The 24,430-nt window shown below is 71.1% G+C and carries 17 protein-coding genes; 9 read left to right on the forward strand and 8 right to left on the reverse strand.

All coding sequences use genetic code 11. From position 1 onward, the window contains the following. From AACH10_RS23115 to AACH10_RS23135, 5 genes are all read left to right on the forward strand, one after another. Nucleotides 1-1,077 carry an ABC transporter ATP-binding protein gene (locus tag AACH10_RS23115; protein WP_341412909.1) on the forward strand — a complete coding sequence of 359 codons (1,077 nt, stop codon included), beginning with the start codon at nt 1-3 and terminating at the stop codon, nt 1,075-1,077. After that, nucleotides 1,074-1,958, forward strand: coding sequence for a carbohydrate ABC transporter permease (locus AACH10_RS23120; RefSeq protein WP_341412910.1), 885 nt, complete (start codon nt 1,074-1,076; stop codon nt 1,956-1,958). The genes AACH10_RS23115 and AACH10_RS23120 overlap by 4 nt, the downstream gene beginning before the upstream one ends. Next, nucleotides 1,951-2,763, forward strand: a complete 813-nt coding sequence (locus AACH10_RS23125) for a carbohydrate ABC transporter permease (RefSeq protein WP_341412911.1) — start codon at nt 1,951-1,953, stop codon at nt 2,761-2,763. Before AACH10_RS23120 ends, AACH10_RS23125 begins: the two co-directional genes overlap by 8 nt. 12 nt (nt 2,764-2,775) lie before the next feature. Next, nucleotides 2,776-3,084 carry a DUF2160 domain-containing protein gene (locus AACH10_RS23130; protein WP_341412912.1) on the forward strand — a complete coding sequence of 103 codons (309 nt, stop codon included), beginning with the start codon at nt 2,776-2,778 and terminating at the stop codon, nt 3,082-3,084. Nucleotides 3,085-3,190: 106 nt separating this feature from the next. Beyond that, the gene (locus tag AACH10_RS23135) at nt 3,191-4,921 is read left to right on the forward strand and encodes an ABC transporter substrate-binding protein (protein ID WP_341412913.1); all 1,731 of its coding nucleotides are present in this window, start codon (nt 3,191-3,193) and stop codon (nt 4,919-4,921) included. A gap of 197 nt (nt 4,922-5,118) precedes the next feature. Here AACH10_RS23135 and AACH10_RS23140 read toward each other — a convergent pair whose 3' ends face one another. After that, complete coding sequence (locus tag AACH10_RS23140; RefSeq protein WP_341412914.1) at nt 5,119-6,942, reverse strand: DUF885 domain-containing protein; 1,824 nt, start codon at nt 6,940-6,942, stop codon at nt 5,119-5,121. A gap of 113 nt (nt 6,943-7,055) precedes the next feature. Then, nucleotides 7,056-9,785 (reverse strand): pyruvate, phosphate dikinase, encoded by a 2,730-nt coding sequence (gene ppdK / locus AACH10_RS23145; protein ID WP_341412915.1) that lies wholly within the window; start codon nt 9,783-9,785, stop codon nt 7,056-7,058. A 103-nt stretch (nt 9,786-9,888) separates the two neighbouring features. Here ppdK and AACH10_RS23150 point away from each other — a divergent pair, with 103 nt between their 5' ends. Beyond that, nucleotides 9,889-10,860, forward strand: coding sequence for a DMT family transporter (locus AACH10_RS23150; protein ID WP_341412916.1), 972 nt, complete (start codon nt 9,889-9,891; stop codon nt 10,858-10,860). 6 nt (nt 10,861-10,866) lie between these two features. Here the strand turns inward: AACH10_RS23150 and AACH10_RS23155 are convergent, their stop codons facing one another. From AACH10_RS23155 to AACH10_RS23180, 6 genes are all read right to left on the reverse strand, one after another. After that, nucleotides 10,867-12,030 carry an ABC transporter ATP-binding protein gene (locus AACH10_RS23155; RefSeq protein ID WP_341412917.1) on the reverse strand — a complete coding sequence of 388 codons (1,164 nt, stop codon included), beginning with the start codon at nt 12,028-12,030 and terminating at the stop codon, nt 10,867-10,869. A gap of 8 nt (nt 12,031-12,038) precedes the next feature. Then, nucleotides 12,039-12,920 (reverse strand): carbohydrate ABC transporter permease, encoded by an 882-nt coding sequence (locus tag AACH10_RS23160; protein WP_341412918.1) that lies wholly within the window; start codon nt 12,918-12,920, stop codon nt 12,039-12,041. Beyond that, nucleotides 12,917-13,798, reverse strand: a complete 882-nt coding sequence (locus AACH10_RS23165) for a carbohydrate ABC transporter permease (protein ID WP_341412919.1) — start codon at nt 13,796-13,798, stop codon at nt 12,917-12,919. The genes AACH10_RS23160 and AACH10_RS23165 overlap by 4 nt, the downstream gene beginning before the upstream one ends. A gap of 21 nt (nt 13,799-13,819) precedes the next feature. Beyond that, on the reverse strand, nt 13,820-15,100 hold the full coding sequence (locus AACH10_RS23170) for an ABC transporter substrate-binding protein (RefSeq protein WP_423228651.1): 1,281 nt from the start codon (nt 15,098-15,100) through the stop codon (nt 13,820-13,822). Between the two features lie 66 nt (nt 15,101-15,166). After that, a complete protein-coding gene (locus tag AACH10_RS23175) occupies nt 15,167-16,657 on the reverse strand; it encodes a sensor histidine kinase (RefSeq protein ID WP_341412920.1) in 1,491 nt (496 codons plus the stop codon). Then, the gene (locus tag AACH10_RS23180; RefSeq protein WP_341412921.1) at nt 16,654-17,358 is read right to left on the reverse strand and encodes a response regulator transcription factor; all 705 of its coding nucleotides are present in this window, start codon (nt 17,356-17,358) and stop codon (nt 16,654-16,656) included. Before AACH10_RS23180 ends, AACH10_RS23175 begins: the two co-directional genes overlap by 4 nt. A gap of 176 nt (nt 17,359-17,534) precedes the next feature. On the opposite strand from AACH10_RS23180, the gene AACH10_RS23185 reads away from it, so the two are divergent. The 3 genes from AACH10_RS23185 to AACH10_RS23195 all read left to right on the forward strand — a co-directional run bounded on the left by AACH10_RS23185 (nt 17,535) and on the right by AACH10_RS23195 (nt 24,424). Continuing rightward, nucleotides 17,535-20,276: a TonB-dependent receptor gene (locus AACH10_RS23185; protein ID WP_341412922.1), complete on the forward strand. Its 2,742-nt coding sequence runs from the start codon at nt 17,535-17,537 to the stop codon at nt 20,274-20,276. Between the two features lie 25 nt (nt 20,277-20,301). Beyond that, nucleotides 20,302-22,962 carry a glycoside hydrolase family 3 protein gene (locus AACH10_RS23190; RefSeq protein ID WP_341412923.1) on the forward strand — a complete coding sequence of 887 codons (2,661 nt, stop codon included), beginning with the start codon at nt 20,302-20,304 and terminating at the stop codon, nt 22,960-22,962. Between the two features lie 61 nt (nt 22,963-23,023). Further along, on the forward strand, nt 23,024-24,424 hold the full coding sequence (locus tag AACH10_RS23195; RefSeq protein ID WP_341412924.1) for a GH1 family beta-glucosidase: 1,401 nt from the start codon (nt 23,024-23,026) through the stop codon (nt 24,422-24,424). Nucleotides 24,425-24,430: the final 6 nt, after the last annotated feature.

The raw sequence follows: 24,430 nt of genomic DNA on the forward strand, positions 1-24,430 counted from the left end.
ATGGCCCGCATCGACCTCGACCTGGCGCACAGCTACAAGCCCGATCCGCAGCAGGACAGCGACTACGCGCTGCTGCCGCTGAAGATGACGTTCGACGACGGTGGCGCCTATGCGCTGCTGGGCCCCTCGGGCTGCGGCAAAACCACCATGCTGAACATCATCTCCGGCCTGGTGCAGCCCTCGCACGGCACGGTGCGCTTCGGCAGCGACGACGTCACGCGCAAGTCGCCGCAGCAGCGCAACATCGCCCAGGTGTTCCAGTTCCCGGTGATCTACGACACCATGACGGTGGCCGAGAACCTGGCCTTCCCGTTGAAGAACCGCGGCGTCGCGCCCGAGCGCATCAAGGCCCGCGTGGGCCAGATCGCCGAGATGCTGGAGCTCTCGGGCCAGCTGAACACCCGCGCCGCGGGCCTGGCCGCCGATGCCAAGCAGAAGATCAGCCTGGGCCGCGGCCTGGTGCGCGAGGATGTCTCGGCCGTGCTGTTCGACGAGCCGCTGACCGTGATCGACCCGCACCTGAAGTGGCAGCTGCGGCGCAAGCTCAAGCAGATCCACCATGAGCTCAAGCTCACGCTGATCTACGTCACGCACGACCAGGTGGAGGCGCTGACCTTCGCCGACCAGGTGGTGGTGATGACGCGGGGCCGCGCGGTGCAGGTGGGCACGCCCGATGCGTTGTTCGAGCGCCCGGCACACCGCTTCGTGGGCCACTTCATCGGCTCGCCGGGCATGAACTTCCTGCCCGCCACGCTGCTGGCCGGCGCCCAGGCGCCGGCCGGTGCGCAGACGCTGGGCGTGCGCCCCGAGTACGTGACGCTGGCCGCGGCCGGCGCCGCCGGCGCGCTGCCGGCCACGGTGGAGCGTGTGCAGGACATCGGCACCTATCGCCTGCTCACCGCCCGGGTCGGTGCCAACGGCGAGCACGCGGTGCGCGCCCGCCTGGCGCCCGAGCTGAGCGTGCCCACCGTCGGCAGCACCGCCTGGCTGGGCCTGCTGGGCACGCACAGCTGCTGGTACGGCGCCGACGAGCGGCTGCTCGACACCCAACCCAACACGATGGAGGCGGGCGCATGAAGCCGGTCAACCAGAAGGCCTGGTGGCTGGTGCTGCCGGTCTTTCTCTGTGTGGCCTTCTCGGCCATCCTGCCGCTGATGACGGTGGTGAACTACTCGGTGCAGGACATCATCAGCCCCGAGCGCCGCGTGTTCGTGGGCACCGAATGGTTCGCCCAGGTGATGCGCGACCCCGATCTGCACGAGGCCCTGCTGCGCCAGATCGGCTTCTCGCTGGCGGTGCTGGCGGTGGAGATTCCGCTGGGCATCGCGCTGGCGCTCAGCATGCCGGCCAGTGGCTGGAAGAGCAGCGCGGTGCTGGTGGTGGTGGCGCTGAGCCTGCTGATCCCCTGGAACGTGGTCGGTACCATCTGGCAGATCTTCGGCCGCGCCGACATCGGCCTGCTGGGCGCCGCGCTGCAGAAGCTGGGCATCGAGTACAGCTACACCGGCAATTCCACCCATGCCTGGCTGACGGTGCTGATCATGGACGTGTGGCACTGGACGCCGCTGGTGGCGCTGCTGTGCTTCGCGGGCCTGCGCAGCATTCCCGACGCCTACTACCAGGCCGCGCGCATCGACGGCGCCAGCAAGCTGGCGGTGTTCCGCTACATCCAGCTGCCCAAGATGCGCGGCGTGCTGATGATCGCGGTGCTGCTGCGCTTCATGGACAGCTTCATGATCTACACCGAGCCCTTCGTGCTCACCGGTGGCGGCCCCGGCAATGCCACCACCTTCCTCAGCCAGTACCTCACGCAGAAGGCGGTCGGCCAGTTCGACCTGGGACCGGCCGCGGCCTTCTCGCTGATCTACTTCCTCATCATCCTGCTGCTGTGCTTCATCCTCTACAACTGGATGCAGCGCGTGGGCACCACCGCCACGGAAGGAGCCGGCCATGAGTGAACCGCGCTCGCCGCTGCGCAGCCTGGTGCTGGCGCTGTACCTCGTGTTCGCCGTGCTCCCCATCTACTGGATGGTGAACATGAGCTTCAAGACCAACGAGGAGATCCTGGCCAGCTTCTCGCTGTTTCCGCAGCACTTCACCTGGGCCAACTACCAGACCATCTTCACCGATGCCAGCTGGTACTCGGGCTACATCAACAGCCTGATCTACGTGGCCATCAACACGGTGATCTCGCTCACCGTGGCGCTGCCGGCGGCCTACGCCTTCAGCCGCTACAGCTTCCTGGGCGACAAGCATGTGTTCTTCTGGCTGCTGACCAACCGCATGACGCCGCCGGCGGTGTTCCTGCTGCCGTTCTTCCAGCTCTACACCACGGTGGGGCTGATGGACACGCACATCGCCGTGGCGCTGGCGCACCTGCTGTTCAACGTGCCGCTGGCGGTGTGGATCCTGGAAGGCTTCATGAGCGGCATCCCGCGCGAGATCGACGAGACCGCCTACATCGATGGCTACAGCTTCCCGCGCTTCTTCCTCACCGTGTTCATCCCGCTGATCAAGGCCGGCATCGGCGTGGCCGCGTTCTTCTGCTTCATGTTCAGCTGGGTGGAGCTGCTGCTGGCGCGCACGCTGACCAGCGTGAACGCCAAGCCCATCGTGGCCACGATGACGCGCACGGTCAGTGCCAGCGGCATGGACTGGGCCACGCTGGCCGCGGCCGGCACGCTGACCATCGTGCCCGGCGCGATCGTGATCTGGTTTGTCCGCCACTACATCGCAAAAGGCTTTGCGATGGGCCGCGTCTGAGGAGCCGCCGAGATGTTCGACTGGATGGTTTGGACGACGCCGATCGCGGTGTTCTTCAGCTGCATCGTGCTGATGCTGATCGGCATGACGGTGTGGCAGGTCAAGTCGCCCACGGTGATGCGCAAGGGCTTCCTGCCCATCGCCACCACGCGCGGCGACCGTCTGTTCATCGGCCTGCTCACGGCCGCCTACATCAACCTGGCCTTCGTGGGCCTGGCGGGCAAGTTCGCTGCCATGTTCTCGCTGGAGAACGAGCCCAGCGTGTGGATCAGCTTCGTGCTGAGCATGGCCGTGCTGGCGCTGGTGATGAAGAAGGGCTGAACAGCGTTCTGGCGTATCCGGCCCGGCGTCTCCCCGGGGCCGTGGTGAGCCTTCACTGCAACGCGGGGAGACATTTTTGTTTGACACCCACAGAGGAGAGAGAGACATGAAGCTGCGCTACACCGCGCTGGGCCTGGCCGCCATGCTGGCGGTGGTGAGCCCGTCCTGGGCCGACGAGGCCGCCGCCAAGAAGTGGATCGACAGTGAGTTCCAGCCCAGCACGCTGAACAAGGACCAGCAGCTGGCCGAGATGAAGTGGTTCATCGACGCCGCCGCCAAGCTCAAGGCCAAGGGCGTGAAGGAGATCTCGGTGGTGTCCGAGACCATCACCACGCACGAGTACGAGGCCAAGACCCTGGCCAAGGCCTTCACCGAGATCACCGGCATCACCGTCAAGCACGACCTGATCCAGGAAGGCGACGTGGTCGAGAAGCTGCAAACCTCGATGCAGAGCGGCAAGTCGATCTACGACGGCTGGATCTCGGATTCGGACCTGATCGGCACGCACTACCGCTACGGCAAGATCATGAACCTGTCCGACTACATGTCGGGCGCCGGCAAGGAGTTCACCAACCCCGGCCTGGACCTGAAGGACTTCATCGGCACCAGCTTCACCACCGCGCCCGATGGCAAGCTGTACCAGCTGCCCGACCAGCAGTTCGCCAACCTGTACTGGTTCCGTGCCGACCTGTTCGCGCGCAAGGACCTGAAGGACAAGTTCAAGGCCAAGTACGGCTACGACCTGGGCGTGCCGCTGAACTGGAGCGCCTACGAGGACATCGCCGAGTTCTTCACCAACGACGTGAAGAACATCGACGGCAAGCCCATCTACGGCCACATGGACTACGGCAAGAAGGACCCCAGCCTGGGCTGGCGCTTCACCGACGCCTGGCTGTCGATGGCCGGCACCGCCGACAAGGGCATCCCGAACGGCATGCCGGTCGATGAGTGGGGCATCCGCGTGGCCGACGACAAGTGCACCCCGGTGGGCGCCAGCGTCTCGCGCGGCGGTGCCACCAACTCGCCGGCCGCCGTCTACGCGCTGACCAAGTACGTCGACTGGATGAAGAAGTACGCTCCGAAGGAAGCCACCGGCATGACCTTCGGCGAAGCCGGCCCGGTGCCCGCCCAGGGCCAGATCGCGCAGCAGATTTTCTGGTACACGGCCTTCACCGCCGACATGACCAAGAAGGGCCTGCCGGTGGTCAACGACGACGGCACGCCGAAGTGGCGCATGGCCCCCGGCCCCAACGGCCCGTACTGGAAGCAGGGCATGCAGAACGGCTACCAGGACGTGGGCTCGTGGACCTTCTTCAAGGACCATGACGCCAACAAGACCGCCGCGGCCTGGCTGTACGCCCAGTTCGTCACCGCCAAGACCACCAGCCTGAAGAAGACCATCGTCGGCCTGACGCCGATCCGCGAGTCGGACATCCAGAGCAAGGCCATGACCGACATGGCGCCCAAGCTGGGTGGCCTGGTGGAGTTCTACCGCAGCCCGGCCCGCGTGGCCTGGACGCCCACCGGCACCAACGTGCCCGACTACCCGAAGCTGGCCCAGCTGTGGTGGAAGAACGTGGCCCAGGCCGTGACCGGCGAGAAGACCCCGCAAGGCGCGATGGACAACCTGGCCGAGGAGATGGACCAGGTGCTGGGCCGCCTGGAGCGTGCCGGCATGGCCAAGTGCGCACCCAAGCTGAACAAGAAGGAAGACGCCAAGAAGTGGCTGAGCGACAAGGGCGCGCCGTGGGCCAAGCTGGCGAACGAGAAGCCCAAGGGTGAAACCATCGCCTACGACACCCTGCTGAACGCCTGGAAGGCCGGCAAGGTCCGCTGACTGTCAGCCCCCAGCCGCGCCGCGGCTCGCCCCCCACGGGGGCTGGCCCAGCCGCCTTGGGGCGGCCCGGCGCCGGCTGGGCTCGCTTCGATCCTGTCCCCCATGGCCGGCATCTGCCGGCCTGTCTCCAGGAGTTCGCCGCCGCTGCGCGTTCGTCGCGCCGGCGGCGCTTTTTCTGGCGCGGCGGCGGGCGGGGTTCAGGCGGCCGGGCGGGTGCGCTCGGCGGCGGTCCAGTCGGCGATCTGCGTGCTCAGCACGTCCAGCGGCAGCGCGCCCTGGTCGATCACCGCGTTGTTGAAGCGGCGCAGGTCGAAGCCAGCGCCCAGCGCCTGGCGCGCCTGGTCGCGCAGCGCCAGGATGTGCAGCTGGCCCACCATGTAGGCCAGGGCCTGGCCGGGCTGCGACAGGTAGCGGTCGACCTCGGCGGTCATGAACACCGGGCTCTCGCCCACGTGGTCCACCATGTAGGCGATGGCCTGCTCGCGGCTCCAGCCGAAGGCGTGCAGGCCGGTGTCCACCACCAGGCGCGCGGCACGGAAGGCCTGGGCCTGCAGAAAGCCCCAGCGCTGCTGCGGCGTGGTGTAGAAGCCCGTCTCGTCCATCAGGCGCTCGGCATACAGGCCCCAGCCCTCGACGAAAGCGGTGTAGCCGCCCTGGCGGCGAAAGGCCGGCAGGCCGTCCAGCTCACGCGCGCGGGCCACCTGCAGGTGGTGGCCGGGCACGGTCTCGTGCGCCACCAGCGTGGGCAGGGCCCAGCGCGGCCGGCGGGCGAAGGCCAGCACGTTGGCGTTGTACCAGCCGGGGCCGCTGCCATCGGCCGGCGGGCCGGTGTAGTTGTCGGCCGCACCGGGGCCCAGGTGATCGGGCATGGCGCGGATGCCGTAGGGCGTGCGCGGCAGCTCGGCAAACAGGCGCGGCATCTCCGGGTCCAGCCGCTTGGCCACGGCGCGGTAGCCCTCCAGCATGGCCTCGGGGCTGGCGAAGAACTGGTCCGGCGCGTTCAGCGCCGCCACGGCCTCGGCAAAGCTGCCCTTCAGGTCCATCTGGGCCATCAGTTGGCGGAACTGCGCGTGCAGCCGCGCCATCTCGGCCAGGCCGGTGTCGTGGATCTGCTGCGGTGTCAGCGCGGTGGTGGTGGCCTGGCGCACCAGATCGGCATACACCGGCGCGCCGCCGGCCTGGCGTGCCAGCCCGCCCGCGGCGGGCGCGGCGGCCAGGTAGGGCCCGGCCACGAAGTCGCGCAGCCGGCGCATGGCCGGCAGCACATGGGCGGTGATGGCCACCTCGCCGGCCGCCTGGAAGACCTGGGCCTGGCCCTCCGACAGCACCGGCGTGCGGCGCGAGAAGGGCTCGAAGAACGGGCCCTGGCGCAGCGGCGTGCCGATCTGGCGGTCCAGCTGGGCCAGCACACGCTCCAGCACCGGCCGCGGCGACACCCAGCCCAGCGCGATGCCGCGCTCCAGCCGGGCGATCTCCTGCGCCATGCGCTGCGGCCAGGCCGCCAGCCGCGCCAGCAGCTGCGCGCGCTGCTCGGGCGTGTCGATGGGCATCTGCTGCAGCACCGAGGCCAGCAGCTGCTGCAGGCCGAACAGCGCGCCCAGCGACAGCGTGCGCCAGCCCTCGAAGGCGGCGATGCGCTGCTGCGCCTCGAGGTTGTGGATGAACATCGCCCGCGACGTGCGGTCGGTGGCGCTCAGCGCCTCGGGCGCGATGGCCCGGGCCTCGGCCAGCCAGGCGGCGTTGCGGGCCTGGCGGGCGGCGTCGGCCGCGGGCGACACATCGGCCCAGCGGTCGTTGAAGCGGTGGTCACCGCGGTAGGTGGCCGACTCGGGAGACTGGCGCGCGGTCTCGTCCCAATGCCGCGCGAACAGGGTGTGAAGGGCCTGCGCACCGGGGGTGGCGCGGGTGGCGCCGCCGGTGGCAGGAAGGGCGGCCTGGGCCTGTGTGAGGCCCGGGGCCAGCGCCGGCAGGGTGCCCAGCGCCAGCGCATCGGCCAGCCAATGACGTCGGGTCAACTTCATTGGGGCGCGATGCTAGGGGCAGCCGGTACCGCAGCGAACCGCGCCGACCCGGCGATGCGCCGAACGGCGGATTGCGGGGGCTGAACGGCGGCCCTGCGCCCCGGTGGCGGCCCTCAGCCCAGCGCCGCCTGCGCCGCCGCCAGCCGCGCGATCGGCACGCGGAAGGGCGAGCAGCTCACGTAGTCCAGCCCGGCGCGGTGGAAGAAGGCCACCGAGGCCGGGTCGCCGCCATGCTCGCCGCACACGCCGGTGGCGATGCCGGGGCGCACGCTGCGGCCCTTGGCCACGGCCATCTGCACCAGCTGGCCCACGCCCTTCTGGTCGATGCTGCGGAAGGGGTCGTGCTCGTACATCCCCTGCGCCAGGTAGGTGGGCAGGAAGCGGCCGGCGTCGTCGCGGCTGAAGCCCAGTGTCATCTGCGTCAGGTCGTTCGTGCCGAACGAGAAGAACTCGGCCTGGGCGCCGATGCTCTCGGCCACCAGGGCCGCGCGCGGCGTCTCGATCATCGTGCCGATCTGGTAGGCGATGCGCGCGCCGCGCTCGGCGAACACGGCCTCGGCGGTGCGGCGGATCACCGCGGCCTGGGCGTTGAACTCGCGCACCGTGCCCACCAGCGGCACCATGATCTCGGGGTGCACGGCGATGCCGCGCGCCTGGGCGTTGAGCGCCGCCTCGAACACCGCGCGCGCCTGCATCTCGGTGATCTCGGGGTGGCTGATGCCCAGCCGGCAGCCGCGGTGGCCCATCATCGGGTTGGCCTCGTGCAAGGCTTCCACGCGCGCCTGGATGCGCGCCAGGCTGACGCCGGTCTCGCGTGCCAGCGCGCGCTGGCCGGCCTCGTCGTGCGGCACGAACTCGTGCAGCGGCGGATCGAGCAGGCGGATCGTGACCGGCAGGCCGCTCATCTCGCGGAACAGGCCCTCGAAGTCGCTGCGCTGCATCGGCAGCAGCTTGGCCAGCGCGGCCTGGCGGCCGGCGCGGCTGTCGGCCAGGATCATCTCGCGCATGGCCACGATGCGCTGGCCCTCGAAGAACATGTGCTCGGTGCGGCACAGGCCGATGCCGGTGGCGCCGAAACGGCGGGCGATGGCCGCCTCTTCGGGCGTGTCGGCGTTGGTGCGCACCTCCAGGCGCTTGTGGGCATCGGCCAGCGCCATCAGGCGGCCGAAGTCGCCCGACAGTTCGGCCTCGCGCGTGGCCAGGCGGCCGGCAAACACCTCGCCGGTGGAGCCGTTCAGCGACAGCCAGTCGCCCTCGTGGAAGGTGGCGTCGCCCACGGTCATGGTGCGGGCGTGCATGTCCACGCGCACCGCGCCGGCGCCCGACACGCAGCACTTGCCCATGCCGCGCGCCACCACGGCGGCGTGGCTGGTCATGCCGCCGCGCGCAGTGAGGATGCCTTGCGCCACGCTCATGCCGCGCAGATCCTCCGGCGAGGTTTCCTGGCGCACCAGGATCACCGCCTGGCCCTGCCTGGCCAGCGCGTCGGCCTCGTCGGCGAAGAACACGATCTGCCCGCTGGCCGCGCCGGGCGAGGCGGGCAGGCCGCGCGCGATGACCTGGGCGCCGGCCAGGGCCTGGCGGTCGAACACCGGGTGCAGCAGCTCGTTCAGGCGCTCGGGGTCCACGCGCTTGAGCGCCGTGGCCTCGTCGATCAGGCCCTGGTCCAGCATCTCGATGGCGATGCGCACCATGGCCGCGCCGGTGCGCTTGCCGTTGCGCGTCTGCAGCATCCACAGCCGGCCCTGCTGGATCGTGAACTCCAGGTCCTGCATGTCCTTGAAGTGGTTCTCCAGCGTGGTCTCGGCCTGCAGCAGCTGGCGGTACAGATCCGGCATCAGCTCTTCCAGCGACGGGTACCTGGCGCGCCGCGTGTCCTCGTCGACACAGGCCAGCGCGGCCCAGCGGCGCGAGCCTTCCAAAGTGACCTGCTGCGGCGTGCGGATGCCGGCCACCACGTCCTCGCCCTGGGCGTTGACCAGGAACTCGCCGTTGAACAGGTCTTCGCCGGTGCCGGCATCGCGCGTGAAGGCCACGCCGGTGGCGCTGCTGTCGCCCAGGTTGCCGAAGACCATGGCCTGCACGTTCACCGCCGTGCCCCAGCTGGCGGGAATGTCGTTGAGCTCACGGTAAACGCGGGCGCGCTCGTTGTTCCAGCTCTCGAACACGGCCACCACGGCGCCCCACAGCTGCTCCCACGGGTCAGTGGGAAAGTCGTGTCCGATGCGCGCGCGGATCAGCGCCTTGAAGCGCGCCACCAGCTCCTGCAGATCGGCGGCATCGAGCTCGGTGTCCAGCGTGACGCCCTTCTTCTCCTTGACCATGTCGATGATCACCTCGAAGGGGTCGTGGTCCTCCTTGCGCGCGGGCTTCAGGCCCATCACCACGTCGCCGTACATCTGGATGAAGCGGCGGTAGCTGTCCCAGGCGAAGCGCGGGTTGCCGCTGCGCGCGGCCAGGCCCTGCACGGCCTCGTCGTTCAGGCCCAGGTTCAGGATGGTGTCCATCATGCCGGGCATCGATGCGCGCGCGCCCGAGCGCACCGACAGCAGCAACGGGTCGGCCGCGTTGCCGAAGCGCTTGCCCATCTCCTGCTCGACGAAGGCCACGCCTTCGAGCACCTCGCCGCGTATCAGCGCCAGCACGGCCTCGCGGCCCTGCTCGGTGTAGGCGGTGCAGGCCTCGGTGCTGATCGTGAAGCCGCCGGGCACCGGAATGCCCAGCCGGCACATCTCGGCCAGGTTGGCGCCCTTGCCGCCGAGCAGGTTCTTCATCGAGGCATCGCCCTCGGTGCGGGCGCTGCCGAAGCGGTAGACGTACGGACGACGGGGGTTGCTGGCCATGGATCCACTCCCTGCCCGGCGACGCGCCGGTGTGCAAACGCGTAGCGTCGGTCTGCGGCGGGGCGCCGTGTTTGACGCGGCGCAAGCGTTACCCTCGCGCCCCATGTGGATCGGAACCCTGTTTGCGCTGGCCGCCGGCCTGATGTGGGGCCTGGTGTTTGCCGGGCCGCAGCTGCTGCCCGACTACCCGGCGGCGATGCAGTCCTTCGGGCGCTACATCGCCTTCGGCCTGATCGCGATGCCGCTGGCCTGGATCGACCGCGCCCGCATGCGCGAGCTGACGCGCGCCGACTGGATCGAGGCCGCCAAGCTGGGCCTGGTGGGCAACATCGTGTACTACCTGTTCCTGGCCAGCGCCATCCAGCGCGCCGGCGGGCCGCTGCCCACGATGATCATCGGCACGCTGCCGGTGGTCATCGCCATCACCAGCAACCTGCGCGATGCGGCGCGTGACGGCCGCCTGCCCTGGCTGAAGCTGCTGCCCTCGCTGGGGCTCATCGCCACCGGCATCGGCTGCGTCAACCAGGTGGAGTTGCAGGCCCTGCGCGCCGACCCGGCGGCCGATTTCGGTGCCTATGCGCTGGGTGGCGCGCTGGCCGTGGGCGCGGTGGCCTGCTGGACCTGGTACCCGATCCGCAATGCCGACTGGCTGCGCGCCCATGCCGACCGCTCGCCGCGCGCCTGGGCCACGGCGCAGGGCCTGGCCACGCTGCCGCTGGCGGCGCTGGGCTTCGCGCTGTTCTGGGCCTGGAGCGCGGCCAGCGGCAGCGCCTTCGCCATGCCCTTCGGCCCGCGGCCGGGCCTGTACATCGGGCTGATGCTGGCCATCGGCCTGCTGGCCTCGTGGGCCGGCACGCTGTGCTGGAACGAGGCCAGCCAGCGCCTGCCCACCACGCTGGTGGGCCAGCTGATCGTGTTCGAGACGCTCAGTGCGCTGGCCTATGCCTTCGTGCTGCGCGGGCGCGCACCCGATGCGCTGACGCTGACCGGCGTGGCCCTGCTGGTGGCCGGCGTGATGTGGGCGCTGCGCGTGCGGCCCGAGCCGGTGGCCGAGGCCACCGTGCACGGTGCCTGAGCGGGTTCAGCCCACGCGCGCGCCGGCCGCGTCGGCCGCGAACAGGTGCACCCGGTCGGGCCGCCAGCCCAGGCCCACGGCCTCGCCGTCGGCCACCGCCACCTTGCCGGGCACGCGCGCGGTCAGCACGCCCAGCGGCGTGCTGATCTTCAGGTAGGTCTCGGGGCCGGTGGGCTCGCGCATCAGCACCTGGCCGCGCAGCAGGGCTTGGGGGCCGTCGGGGGCTTGCAATTGCAGGTCTTCGGGGCGCAGGCCGTAGTGCCAGGCGCTGCCGGGCGCCGTGCCCTGCATGGACCCGGCGGCCAGTGCGGCCTGGGTGGCCGGCGGCAGCGGCATGGCCAGGCCGGCGGTCTGCACCGTGCCGGCGGCGCTTGCGGTCTGCACGTCCAGCAGGTTCATCGGTGGCGAGCCGATGAACTCGGCCACGAAGCGCGTGGCCGGCCGGTCGTAGATGTCGTCGGGCGTGCCCCACTGCTGCACGGCGCCGTCCTTCATCACCGCGATGCGGTCGCCCAGGGTCATGGCCTCCACCTGGTCGTGCGTGACATAGACCGTGGTGGTGCGCGTGCGCTGGTGCAGCAGCTTGATCTCGGCGCGCATCTCCACGCGCAGCTTGGCGTCCAGGTTGCTGAGCGGCTCGTCGAACAGGAACAGCCGCGGCTCGCGCGCCAGCGCCCGGCCCATGGCCACGCGCTGGCGCTGGCCGCCCGACAGCTGGCCCGGCTTGCGCTGCAGCAGGTGGCCGATCTGCAGCATCTCGGCCACGCGCTGCACGGCGGCCTGTCGCGCAGCGCGCGGCACGCCGCGCATCTCCAGCGCGAAGGCGATGTTGTCGGTCACGTTCATGTTTGGGTAGAGCGCATAGCTCTGGAACACCATGGCGATGTCGCGGTCCTTGGCCGGGGCGCGGGTGATGTCGCGCCCGCCCAGGCGCAGCGTGCCGGCGCTGGGCGCCTCCAGCCCGGCAATGATGTTGAGCAGCGTGCTCTTGCCGCAGCCCGAGGGGCCCACCAGGATCAGGAAGCCGCCGGGCGGCACGTCCAGGTCGATGCCCTTCAGGATCTCGTGGCCGCCGAAGGTCTTGCGCACGCCCTCGATGGCCAGCGCGGCCTGCGGGCTGGCCGGCGCGGCCGCGGTGGGGGCGTGGGGGGCATGCGGTGCGGCAGCCATCGCGGCGCTCATCCTTTCACGGCGCCGGCGGTCAGCCCGCGCACGAAGTGGCGGCCGGCCAGCAGGTACACGGCCAGCGTGGGCAGCGCGGCGATCAGCGCGGCAGCCATGTCCACGTTGTATTCCTTCACCGTGCTGCTGGTGTTGGCCAGGTTGTTCAGGCCCACGGTGACCGGCTTGCTGTCGGCGCCCGAGAACACCACGCCGTACAGGAAGTCGTTCCAGATGTTGGTGAACTGCCAGATCAGCGTGACCACGACGATGGGCGCCGACAGCGGCAGCACCACGCGCCGGAAGATCTGCCAGAACGAGGCGCCGTCCAGCGTGGCGGCCTTGATCAGCTCGTCGGGCAGGCCGACGAAGTAGTTGCGGAAGAACAGCGTGGTGCTGGGGATGCCGGCGATCACGTGCACCGCCACCAGGCCGCCCAGCGAGCTGGCCAAACCCAGCCAGCCCAGCACCTGGCTCATCGGCAGCAGCACCACCTGCATGGGCATGAACACGCCGAACAGCATCAGCGCGAACAGCGTCTCGCTGCCCGGAAAGCGCCACTTGGACAGCACATAGCCGTTGACCGCGCCGATGGCGGTGGACAGGGCCACCGCCGGCACCACCATGGCCACCGAGTTCAGGAAGTAGGGGCGCAGGCCGCTGCAGTCGGCCCCGGTGCAGGCCGTGCCCCAGGCCTTGGCCCAGGCCGCCAGCGTGGGCGCGGCCGGCAGGCTCAGCAGCGTGCCGCTGCGCAGCTCGTCGGGGCTTTTCAGCGAGGTGAGCAGCATCACCACCAGCGGCGCCAGGAAGAACAGCGCCGCCACGCCCAGGCCGCACCACAGCGCCACCCGTGCCAGGGTGACGGGCGGGCGTTCGCCGCTGCTGCCGCCGCCGCTCATCGCCGCGGCCCCCGCAGCTCGCTGTACAGGAAGGGCACCACGATGGCCGCCACGGTGGCCAGCATCACCATCGCGCTGGCCGCGCCCAGGCCGATCTGCCCGCGCGTGAAGGCCATGGTGTACATGAAGGTGGCCGGCACATCGGTGGCATAGCCGGGGCCGCCGCCGGTCAGCGCCATCACCAGGTCGAAGCTCTTGATCGCCAGGTGGCTGACCACCATCAGCGTGCTGAACACCACCGGCCGCAGGCTGGGGATGACGATGCGCCAGTAGATGCGTGGCAGGCTGGCGCCGTCGACCTGGGCGGCGCGCAGGATGGCGTCGTCGATGCCGCGCAGCCCCGCCAGGAACAGCGCCATCACGAAGCCCGCGCTCTGCCAGATGCCGGCGATGGCCACGCAGTAGAGGGCCCGCTCGGGCTGCACCAGCCAGTCGAAGCTGAAGCCGCTGAAGCCCCACTGGTGCATCAGGTGTTCCAGCCCCAGGCCGGGGTTGAGCATCCACTTCCAGGCCGTGCCGGTGACGATGAAGCTCAGCGCCATCGGGTACAGGAAGACCGTGCGCAGCACGCCCTCGGCGCGCAGCTTCTGGTCCAGCGCGATGGCCAGCAGCAGGCCCAGCGCCATGCTGCCGCCGACGAACAGGCCGCCGAACACGGCCAGGTTGCGCAGCGCCACGCCCCAGCGCTCGCTCTCCCACAGCGCCTCGTACTGGGCCAGGCCGGCCCACTCGTAGTTGGGCAGCAGGCGCGATTCGCTCAGCGACAGCCAGCCGTTCCAGGCCATCAGGCCGTAGATGAACAGCAGCGACACCGCGAACGACGGCGCCACCACCAGCCGCGGCAGCCAGCCGGCGTGGGGCAGGGCGGGGGCGGCCACGCGCGCCGGACCGGGGGCGGCTCAGCGCGCCTTGGCGGCGGCCACCAGGCGGTCCATGGCCTGCGCCGGCGTCATCGCGTCGGTGTTCCAGAACTGGCTCACCACGTCCTTGATGGCGCCCTCGGCCGCCGCTGGCACGGCCATGCCGTGGGCGATGCTGGGCACCAGCGTGCCGGCCTTGGCGGTGGCCACGAAGTCGGCGCTGCTCTGCCTGGCGCAGGCGTCGAACTTGTCCATCGGCAGGTTCAGCCGCACCGGGATCGAGCCCTTGTTCAGGCTGAAGGTCTCCTGGAAGGCCGGCGACAGGATGGCCGAGGCGAGGTCCTTCTGCGCCTTCACGCCGGCCTCGTTCTTCAGCTTGAACATCGCGAACGAGTCGACGTTGAAGGTGAAGGCCTTGGCCGTGTCGGGCGCCGGGGCGCAGGCGAAGTCCTTGCCCGGCTGCTTGCCGGCGGCGACGAACTCGCCCTTGGCCCAGTCGCCCATGATCTGCATGCCGGCCTCGCCCTTGATGACCATGGCGGTGGCCAGGTTCCAGTCGCGGCCGGCCGCGTTCTTGTCGGTGTAGGGCTTCAGGCGCTTGAAGGTGGCCAGCACCTTGTCCATCGTCGGGCCCTTCAGCGCCGCCGGGTCCAGCTGCACCAGGGCCTTGCGGTAGAACTCGGCCCCGCCCACGCCCAGGGCCACGGCCTCGAAGGTGGTGAAGTCCTGCCAGGGCTGGCCGCCGTGGGCCAGCGGCACGACGCCGGCCTTCTTCAGCGCCTCGGCGGCGGTGAAGAACTCGTCCCAGGTGCCGGGCAGCTTGGCGCCGGCCTTCTTCAGCACCTCGGTGTTGGCCCACAGCCAGTTCACGCGGTGCACGTTGACCGGCACGGCGATGTAGCTGCCCTTGTACTTCATGATGTCGCTCACCGCCTTGGGCAGCAGCGCATCCCATTGCTCGGCCTTGGCCACATCGTCCACCGGGGCCAGCACGCCCTCGCGCGCCCAGTCCTGCAGCGAGGGGCCCTTGATCTGCGCGGCGGCCGGGGCGTTGCCCGAGACCACGCGGCTCTTCAGCACGGTCATCGCGGCGTCGCCGCCGCCGCCGGCCACGGCGAAGTCCTTCCACTGGTGGCCCTTGGCCTGCAGCGAGGCCTTCAGCGCCTGGGCGGCCTTGGCCTCGCCACCGCTGGTCCACCAGTGCAGCACCTCGATCTCGCCGGCCTGGGCGGCGGTGGGCGCCAGCAGCGGCATGGCCAGCGCCAGGGCGGTCAGCGCCAGGCGTTGCCGGCGGCAGGGCAGGGGCAGGGCGGCGGGCATGCGGTGGTCTCCGTGGCAAGGGTGGCCGCGGAGTATTAAAGAAAAATTAACAGTCGCCGGGCGGGACTAACCCTCGGCCGCCGGCAGCGTCACCCGCGCCAGCAGGCCGTGCGGGCGGGCCGGCAGCAGCTGCACGCGGCCGTCGTGGCGCTGCACGATCTCGCGCACGATGGCCAGACCCAGGCCGCAGCCGGCGCCGTCGTGCGTGGCGCGCACGAAGCGCTCGAACACGCGCTCGCGGTCGGCCTCGGGCAGGCCGGGGCCGTTGTCCTCCACCTCCAGCAGCACGCTGGCGCCGTCGCGGCGCACGCGCACCGTGGCCGCCGCGCCGCGGCCGGCGTAGTGCGTGGCGTTGTCGACCAGGTTCACCAGCGCCTCGCGCAGCAGCAGCGCGATGCCGTTCACCACGGCCGGCGGCGCGCCGGCGGTGGCCGGGCTGCCGGGCGCGTCCTCGGGCGCCGCGTCGGGGGCCTCGAAGCCCAGGTCCACGCCGGCGGCCAGCGCCCGCGGCACCAGCTCGGCCGTCACCTCCTGGGCCAGGCGCTGCAGGTCCACGCGGCTGCGTGGCTGCTGGCGCGCCGATTCGGGCTCGGCACGGGCCAGCGTCAGCAGCTGCGCCACCAGGTGGGCGCTGCGCGTGGCGCTCTCGTGCACGCGCTGCAGGCGCGCGCGCAGCGCGGCATCGGCGCCGGCCTCGCGCAGCGCCAGCTCGGTCTGGCTCTTCAGGCCGGCCAGCGGCGTGCGCAGCTGGTGCGCGGCGTCGCTGATGAAGCGCTTTTGCACCTGCACCTGCTGGCCCACCTCGCCCAGCAGGGTGTTGATGGCCTGGGCCAGCGCGCGCACCTCGGGCGGCGCGGCGTCCAGGCGGATCGGCGCCAGCGAGTTGGCGGCGCGCCCCTCCACCTGGCGCTGCAGCAGGGCCAGCGGCTGCAGGCCGGCGCGGATGCCGGCCCACACGATCAGCGTCATCAGCACCATCACCCCCGACAGCGGCAGCGCGGTGTCCAGCACGATGCGCCGCGCCAGCAGCTCGCGGTTGGCGCGCGAGCGGGCCACCTGCACCAGCATCGTGCCGCTGGTGGCGCCCTCGTCGGCCAGGCGCAGGTACAGCGCCACCACGCGCACCGGCTCCGGCCCGCCGGGCCGGCCGTCGGCCTGCGGTTCGCGCAGCTGGCTGTCGTAGAAGTGCGGCTCGCCCAGCACCGGCGCCTGCGCCACGGCCGGCGGCGGGGCCGGCAGGTGGCGGTGCCCCAGGATCAGCTGGCCCGGCGGCATGCTGACGGTGTAGAGCACGCGGTCGGTGGGGTCGCTCTCCAGGATGTCCTGGGCCGAGCGCGGGAAGTCGATGTACAGGCCGCTGGAGATCGGCTTGACCTGCCGCGCCAGCGCCCGGCTGGCCTGCAGCAGGCTGGCGTCGATGGCCTCGTTGGCGTAACGCTGCGCCAGCTGGTAGGTGAAGATGGCCGCGGCGATCCACAGCACGCCCTGCGGCAGCAGCAGCCACAGCAGCAGCTGGCGGTGCAGCGAGCGGGCACTGCCTGTGGACGGGGGGCTCACGCTTCCAGTTCGAGCAGGTAGCCCAGGCCGCGCACGGTGCGGATCACCAGGCCCGACTGTTCCAGCTTGCGCCGCAGGCGGTGGATGTAGACCTCGATCGAGCCGCCGGCCACGGCCTCGCCGCCGTCCAGCGCCCAGGCCTGGCCGATCTGGTCCTTGGTGACGACGCGGTCGCGCTGGCCGAGCAGCAGGTCCAGCAGCTGCCATTCGCGCGGGCTTAGCTCCAGCGGCTCACCGCGCACCGTGGCGCGGCGGGTGTCGCGGTCGAACACCAGCCGGCCCAGCGTGGTGGCCGCGCCCGGGCCGCCCGCCGCGCCGGCCGTGGCGCCGCCCGCACCGGCGCGGCTGCGCCGCAGCAGCGCGTGCAGACGCGCCTCCAGCTCCGGAAAGTCGAAGGGCTTGGTCAGGTAGTCGTCGGCGCCGGCGTTCAGCGTGGCCACGCGGTCGTCCAGGCTGTCTAGCGCGGTGAGCACCAGCACCGGCATCGTTCGGCCGGCCGCGCGCACGCGCTTGAGCACGGTGAGCCCGTCCACCATCGGCAGGCCCAGGTCCAGCACCACCAGGTCGAAGCCGTGCTTGAGCAGCAGGTACTCGGCCACCGCGCCGTTGGGCGCGTGCTCCACCGCGAAGCCGGCGGTGCGCAGCTCGGCCGACAGGGCATCGGCCAGCAGGGCGTCGTCTTCGGCCAGCAGCAGGTTCATGCGTCCGGACTGTAGCGCCGGCCCGCTGTGCCGGCGGCACCACACCAAGGGTTAACAAGGTGTTAATAAATTAATGCCGACGTTAATGTTTCGTTCGACACGCACCGAGGGTGCCCAGACACCCACCGTGCGCCCGGCCCGTCCGGATCACGCCCACCGACCCGAGGAGACAGCCCATGACCCCCCGCCGCACCGCTGCGCCTGCGCCGCGCGCACCCGCCCTGCACCCCGTGGCCGCCGCCTGCGGCGCGCTGCTGGCCCTGATCGCCGCCGCGCCGCTGCAGGCGCTGGCCCAGGCCGCCAGCAGCGACAACACGGTGGTCATCACCGGCATCCGCCGCGGCATCGAGAGCTCGCTGGCCACCAAGCGCAACAGCGACAGCATCGTCGAGGCGGTGTCGGCCGAGGACATCGGCAAGCTGCCCGACATCAGCATCGCCGAGTCGCTGGCGCGCCTGCCCGGCCTGGCCGCGCAGCGCGTGGACGGCCGCGCCCAGGCCATCCAGATCCGCGGCCTGTCGGGCAACTACGCCGGCACGCTGCTCAACGGCCGCGAGATCGTCAGCACCAGCGACAACCGCGCTGCCGAGTTCGACCAGTTCCCCAGCGAGCTGCTGGGCAGTGTGGTGGTCTACAAGACGCCCGACGCCGCCGTGGTGGCCGCCGGCCTGTCGGGCACGGCCGACATGCGCACCGTGCGCCCGCTGGACTTCCGCGGCCGGCAGCTGGCCTTCAACCTGCGTGGTGAGCACAACGGCAACGGCCAGGTGACCGACGGCGCCAGCGCCAACGGCAAGCGCTTCTCGGTGAGCTACATCGACCAGTTCGCCAACAACACCGTGGGCGTGGCCCTCGGCCTGGCGCACCTCGATCTGCCCGGCCAGGAAAGGGCCTACAAGAGCTGGTGGTGGGCCAACACCGGCAACTGGGGCCGCCCGGTGGCCGGCGCGCCGGCCGGCGCCATCACGCTCAACGGCTTCGAGGCCCTGGCCACGGCCAGCACGCAAAAGCGCACCGGCCTGATGGGCGTGTTCGAGTACAAGCCCCACAAGGACCTGCACAGCACGCTGGACCTGTACTACTCCAAGTTCGACCAGCGCCGCACCATGCGCGGCATCATGACCAACCTGGGCCCGACCTGGAACGACGCCACCGAGCCCACGGTGAGCGATGCGCGCGTCACCACGGTCAACGGCGATCCCATCCTCACCCACGCCGTGGTGGGCAACCTGAAGCCCGTGGTGCGCAACGACTACAACACGCGCGACGACACCATCGCCGCCATCGGCTGGAACACCGAGGTCAAGGCCGCCGGCTGGACGGCCGTGGCCGACCTCAGCTACTCGCGCGCCAAGCGCAACGAGCAGATCCTGGAGGTGTACGCCGGCCCCGCCACGCCCAGCAGCCTGACCATCGACGTTGCCACCGGCAGCGGCGTGTCGCAGATCACCCCGGCGCTGAACTACAGCAGCCCCACGCAGATGCTGCTGAGCGACCCGGCGGGCTGGGGCCACGACGGCCTGATCAAGTACCCGCATGTCACCGACGAGGTGAAGTCGCTGCGACTGTCGGCCAAGCGTGACCTGGGCGGCCTGGCCGGGCTGCTGAGCACGGTCGAGACCGGGCTGAACTACACCCAGCGCACCAAGGACGTGAACAAGACCGAGGTCAACCTGAACCTCAAGAACGGCCGCACGCCCGTGGCCGTGGGCAGCGACCTGCTGCGCCCGGCCACCGACCTGGGTTTTGCCGGCATGCCCGGCGGCACGCTGTCCTACGACATCATGCCCAGCATCGGCCGCTACTACGACAGCAGCCCCACGGCACTCGATCAGGTGTCGGCCCGCCACTACGACGTGAAGGAGGACGTCACCACGCTGTACGGCCGCCTGGGCCTGGACACCACGGTGATGAGCGTGCCGGTGCGCGGCAACCTGGGCCTGCAGGTGGTGCATGCCTCGCAGCATTCCAACGGCTTCATGTGGACCGGCGCCACGGCCGTGCCGGTGGCAGGCGGCACCAGCTACACCGACATCCTGCCCAGCCTGAACCTGGTGGCCGAGCTGAGCGGCAACCGCTACCTGCGCTCCGGCCTGGCGCGCACCGTGGCCCGCCCGCGCATGGAGGACATGCGCGCCGGCATCACCGGCGTGGGCGTCAGCAACACCACCTTCCTGTGGAGCGGCAGCGGCGGCAATGCCAAGCTGGAGCCCTGGCGCGCCGACTCGCTGGACCTGGCCTTCGAGCAGTACATCGGCAAGCGCAGCTATGTGTCGGCCGCCACCTTCTACAAGAAGCTGCGCAGCTTCATCTACAACAAGGACATCGTCTACGACTTCAGCGGCATCCCCAACCCCACCGCCAACACGCCGATCAGCAACATCGGCGTCATCAACGCGCCGGCCAACGGCCAGGGCGGCATGGTGGCGGGCTTCGAGCTGGCGGCGTCGGTGGATCTGGGCGTGTGGAGCAAGGCGCTGGACGGCATCGGCTTCACCGCCAGCTATGCCGACACGCGCAGCAACCTGCACGAGGGCAATGACGTGAGCAAGCCGCTCGACGGCCTGTCGGGCCGCGTCAACAGCCTGGGCGCCTACTACGAGCGCGACGGCTTCTCGGCGCGCGTGTCGCAGCGCTACCGCTCGGCCTTCGTCACCACCACGCGCGGCGTGTTCCTGGATGGCGTGACCAGCCGCATCGAGCCCGAGCAGCAGGTCGACATCCAGCTGGGCTATGCCTTCGAGCAGGGGCCGTACAAGGGCTTGTCGCTGCTGCTGCAGGTGAACAACCTGACCAACGAGCCCTACCGCACCCGCAAGGGCATCGACAGCGGCAGCGCCACCGCCGGCGCCACGCTGCCCGAGCGCTACACCACCTGGGGCCGCCAGGTGCTGTTCGGCGTGAACTACAAGATGTGAGCGGCCCGGCCCGCCTGATCTGCCGATGACGCGACCGCAGCGTTTGCCATCCGCCGCCCGCACGCTGGCCGTGCTGGGGGTGGTGCTGGCCTGCGCCGCTTCGGGCCTGGCGCAGCCAGTGGCGCCTGCCGCACTCGCCACCGGCCCGGCCCTGCCCGAGGCGCCGTGGGCGCGGCCGCTGAGCCCGTTCTCGCCCGTCACGCCGCAGCAGCAGGCCGACGAGGCGCGCATCGAACGCATCCTGGCCAGCATGACGCTGGCGCAGAAGGTCGGGCAGATGACCCAGCCCGACATCCGCCATGTCACGCCGGCCCAGGTGCGGCAGTACGCCATCGGCTCGGTGCTCAACGGCGGCGGCGCCTGGCCGGGCGATGCCAAGCATGCGGCGGTGGGCGACTGGCTGGCGCTGGCGCGCGCCTATCACGATGCATCGATGGCCACCGGCCTGCCCGATCCGGTGCCGGTGGTGTGGGGCACCGATGCCGTGCACGGCCATGGCAACGTGTTCGGCGCCACGCTGTTCCCGCACCACATCGGCCAGGGCGCGGCAGGGGACGAACAGCTGGTGCACGACATCGCCCGCGCCACCGCGCAGCAGGTGCGGGCGACCGGCATTCGCTGGGTGTTCGCGCCCACGCTGGCCGTGGCGCAGGACGACCGCTGGGGCCGCACCTATGAAAGCTTCTCCGAAGATCCGGCCATCGTGCGCCGCCTGGGCGCCGCCGCCGTGCGCGGCTACCAGGGCGACACGCCGGCCGATCTGCGCCAGCGCGACGACACGGTGATCGCCAATGCCAAACACTACCTGGGCGACGGCGGCACGCACGAGGGCGCCGACCAGGGCCTGAACCGCGCCAGCGCGGCCGAGCTGCAGCGCATCCACGCCGCGGGGCACGAGTCGGCCCTGGACGCTGGCGTGCAGACCGTGATGGCCTCGTTCCACAGCTGGCAGCTGCCGGATGGGGCCGATGGCACGCCGGGCACCGACTTCGGCAAGGTGCATGGCAGCCATGCGCTGCTGACCCAGTTGTTGAAGCAGCGCATGGGCTTCGACGGCCTGGTGGTGTCGGACTGGAACGGCATCGGCCAGGTGCGTGGCTGCCAGGATGACCGCTGCGCCCAGGCCATCAACGCCGGCATTGACCTGGTGATGGTGCCGGAGGACTGGCCAAGCTTCATCGCCAACACCATCGCCCAGGTGCAAGCCGGCGAGATTCCCATGGCGCGCATCGACGACGCGGTGCGCCGGATCCTGCGTGTGAAGCTGCGCGCGGGTGTGTTCGAGCGCCCACCCGGCGCCGGCCGGCATGACGGCGATGCCCAGGCCCTGGTGCACCGCGATCTGGCGCGGCGCGCGGTGCGGCAATCGCTGGTGCTGCTGAAGAACAAGGCGCAGGTGCTGCCGCTGGCGCGCGGCCAGCGCGTGCTGGTGGTGGGGCGTGGCGCCGACAGCGTGGCGATGCAGGCCGGCGGCTGGTCACTCACCTGGCAGGGCACCGGCAACACCGCGGCCGACTTTCCCAACGGCCAGAGTGTGCTGGGCGCGCTGCGCGAGGCGCTGGGCACAGAGCGCGTGCTGCACAGCGCCGATGGCCGCGGTGTGGACCCGGCCGCCTACGACGCGGTGATCGCGGTGGTGGGCGAGCAGCCTTATGCCGAAGGCAACGGCGACATCCCGCCCAGCGGCACGCTGCACCATGCCACGCGCCATCCCGAAGACCTGGCCGCGCTGCAGGCCGTGGCCGGGCGCGGCAAGCCGGTGGTGACGGTGCTGCTGTCGGGCCGGCCGCTGTACGTGAACGACCTGATCAACCTCAGCGACGCCTTCGTCGCCGCCTGGCTGCCCGGCACCGAGGGCGGCGGCATCGTCGATGTGCTGCTGCGCGACGCCCAGGGCGGCATCGCCCACCCACCCGGCGGCCGCCTGCCTTTCAGCTGGCCGCGCAGCGCCTGCCAGACGCCGCTGAACGTTGGCGACGGCCAGCAGCCGCTGTTTGCGCTGGGCCACGGCCTGCGCTACGGCCAGCCGGGCGATGTGCCGATGCTGGATGCGCCCGTGCCCAGCGGCGGCTGCGGCGCCAGCCAGGTGCTGCCGATCTTCCGCGCCGGCCAGGCCCAGGGCCGCCACGGGCTGGAGCTGATGGGCCTGGTGCCGGCGCTGCAGCGCACGCGGCCGATGGCGCTGGCCGACGACCCGAATGCCGTGCAGCAACTGCGCGACCCCGCCCGCCCGGCCGATGCCGAGCCGCTGCTGACCGCGCGCACCACGCAGCTGCTCACCCAGCACGATGCGCGCGAGCTGCGCTGGCGCGGCCCGGCCGCCTTCCTGGCCTGGGCGCCGCAGCCGATGGCGCTGGGCGTGTACCCCGAGGCGGCGCTGGTGTTCGCGCTGCGCGTGACCGAGCCGCCCGCCGCGCCGGTGCGCCTGGGCATGCGCTGCGGCAGCGATTGCGGTGCCGACGTGGACCTGGCGCCCTGGCTGCGCCGCCAGCCGGTGGGCGAGCGCCTGCGCGTGGTGCTGCCGCTGGCCTGCCTGGCCGCGCGCGGGCTGGACCTGGGCCGCGTGAGCCTGCCCTTCCACCTGGCCACCGAGGGCACGTTCACCGCCACCGTGGCCGACATCCGCATCGAGGCCGGCGCCGCGCGCTGGCCCGAGGCCCTGGCCTGCGACACACTGCCGCGCTGAGAAGTCCCGCCTCGCGTTTCAACCGATTCTGAAACCGCTTTCAAACGTGCATCATCCGGTGATGAACTTCTCCATCGACCCCTCTTTGCCCACCGTGCGCCGCGGCGACTTTCCGGCCGACTTCCGCTGGGGCTGCGCCACGGCCTCGTTCCAGATCGAAGGCGGCGCGCACGAAGGCGGCCGCGGCGAATCGATCTGGGACCGCTTCAGCCACACGCCCGGCAAGGTGAAGAACGGCGACAACGGCGACGTGGCCTGCGACCACTACCACCGCTGGCCGCAGGACCTGGATCTGCTGCAAAGCCTGGGCGCCAACGCCTACCGCTTCTCGATCGCCTGGCCGCGCATCCAGCCCACGGGCCGCGGCGCGGCGGTGCAGGCGGGGCTCGATTTCTACTCGCGCCTGGTGGACGGCCTGCTGGAACGCGGCCTGCAGCCCTGGGTGACGCTGTACCACTGGGACCTGCCGCAGGCCCTGCAAGATGAAGGCGGCTGGATGTCGCGCGACAGCGTGGCGCGCTTTGCCGACTACACCGACATCGTCACCCGCGCGCTGGGCGACCGGGTGAAGCACTGGATCACCCACAACGAGCCCTTCTGCACCGCCTTTCTGGGCCACCAGCATGGCGTGCACGCGCCGGGCGTGAAGGACCTGGGCCTGGCCATGCAGGTGCACCACCACCTGCTGCTGAGCCACGGCCGCGCGCTGCCGGTGATCCGCGCCAACGTGCCCGGCGCCCAGGCCGGCATCACGCTGAGCCTGCACCCGATCAGCCCGGCCAGCGACAGCCCGGCCGACGTGGCCGCCGCGCACCGCCACGACGGCGGACGCAACCGCCTGTTCCTCGACCCGCTGCATGGCCGCGGCTACCCGGCCGACGTCATCGAGCGCCTGGGCCCGTTCGCGCCGCGCGTGGTGGCCGGCGACCTGGACGAGATCGCACGGCCTTGCGACTTCCTGGGCATCAACTACTACTTCCCCGAGGTGGTGGCCGATGCCACGCACGACGCGGGGCATGACCCGCTGAAGGACCCGCTGGCCACCCGCGTGGTGGAGGTGCATGGCGTGGAGCGCACGGCTTTCGGCTGGCCGGTGGTGCCCGAGGGCCTGACCGCGCTGCTGACCCGCGTGGCCCGCGACTACGCACCGCCGCCGATCTACATCACCGAGAACGGCTCCACCTTCGACGACGTGATGCTGCCCGACGGCACGGTGAACGACAGCCAGCGCCTGAGCTACCTGATCCGGCACCTGGCCGCCGCGCGCGATGCGCTGGCTGCCGGCGTGCCACTGAAGGGCTACTTCGCCTGGAGCCTGCTCGACAACTTCGAGTGGGCCGAGGGCTACCTGCGCCGCTTCGGCATCACGTACGTCGACTTCCAGACCCAGCAGCGCACGCTGAAGGCCAGCGGCCACTGGTACCGCCAGTTCTGCCAAGACACCCTGCCGCCCCAGGCCTGAGCGCCG

Source organism: Pseudaquabacterium inlustre, assembly GCF_038066595.1.
Lineage (GTDB): Bacteria > Pseudomonadota > Gammaproteobacteria > Burkholderiales > Burkholderiaceae_C > Pseudaquabacterium > Pseudaquabacterium inlustre.

Bases quoted from the DNA above. Each gene is read 5' to 3' on its own strand.
- AACH10_RS23115 (WP_341412909.1), top strand. From the start codon at position 1: ATGGCCCGCATCGACCTCGACCTGGCGCACAGCTACAAGCCCGATCCG.
- AACH10_RS23120 (WP_341412910.1), top strand. From the start codon at position 1,074: ATGAAGCCGGTCAACCAGAAGGCCTGGTGGCTGGTGCTGCCGGTCTTT.
- AACH10_RS23125 (WP_341412911.1), top strand. From the start codon at position 1,951: ATGAGTGAACCGCGCTCGCCGCTGCGCAGCCTGGTGCTGGCGCTGTAC.
- AACH10_RS23130 (WP_341412912.1), top strand. From the start codon at position 2,776: ATGTTCGACTGGATGGTTTGGACGACGCCGATCGCGGTGTTCTTCAGC.
- AACH10_RS23135 (WP_341412913.1), top strand. From the start codon at position 3,191: ATGAAGCTGCGCTACACCGCGCTGGGCCTGGCCGCCATGCTGGCGGTG.
- AACH10_RS23140 (WP_341412914.1), bottom strand. From the start codon at position 6,942: ATGAAGTTGACCCGACGTCATTGGCTGGCCGATGCGCTGGCGCTGGGC.
- ppdK (WP_341412915.1), bottom strand. From the start codon at position 9,785: ATGGCCAGCAACCCCCGTCGTCCGTACGTCTACCGCTTCGGCAGCGCC.
- AACH10_RS23150 (WP_341412916.1), top strand. From the start codon at position 9,889: ATGTGGATCGGAACCCTGTTTGCGCTGGCCGCCGGCCTGATGTGGGGC.
- AACH10_RS23155 (WP_341412917.1), bottom strand. From the start codon at position 12,030: ATGGCTGCCGCACCGCATGCCCCCCACGCCCCCACCGCGGCCGCGCCG.
- AACH10_RS23160 (WP_341412918.1), bottom strand. From the start codon at position 12,920: ATGAGCGGCGGCGGCAGCAGCGGCGAACGCCCGCCCGTCACCCTGGCA.
- AACH10_RS23170 (WP_423228651.1), bottom strand. From the start codon at position 15,100: ATGCCCGCCGCCCTGCCCCTGCCCTGCCGCCGGCAACGCCTGGCGCTG.
- AACH10_RS23180 (WP_341412921.1), bottom strand. From the start codon at position 17,358: ATGAACCTGCTGCTGGCCGAAGACGACGCCCTGCTGGCCGATGCCCTG.
- AACH10_RS23185 (WP_341412922.1), top strand. From the start codon at position 17,535: ATGACCCCCCGCCGCACCGCTGCGCCTGCGCCGCGCGCACCCGCCCTG.
- AACH10_RS23190 (WP_341412923.1), top strand. From the start codon at position 20,302: ATGACGCGACCGCAGCGTTTGCCATCCGCCGCCCGCACGCTGGCCGTG.
- AACH10_RS23195 (WP_341412924.1), top strand. From the start codon at position 23,024: ATGAACTTCTCCATCGACCCCTCTTTGCCCACCGTGCGCCGCGGCGAC.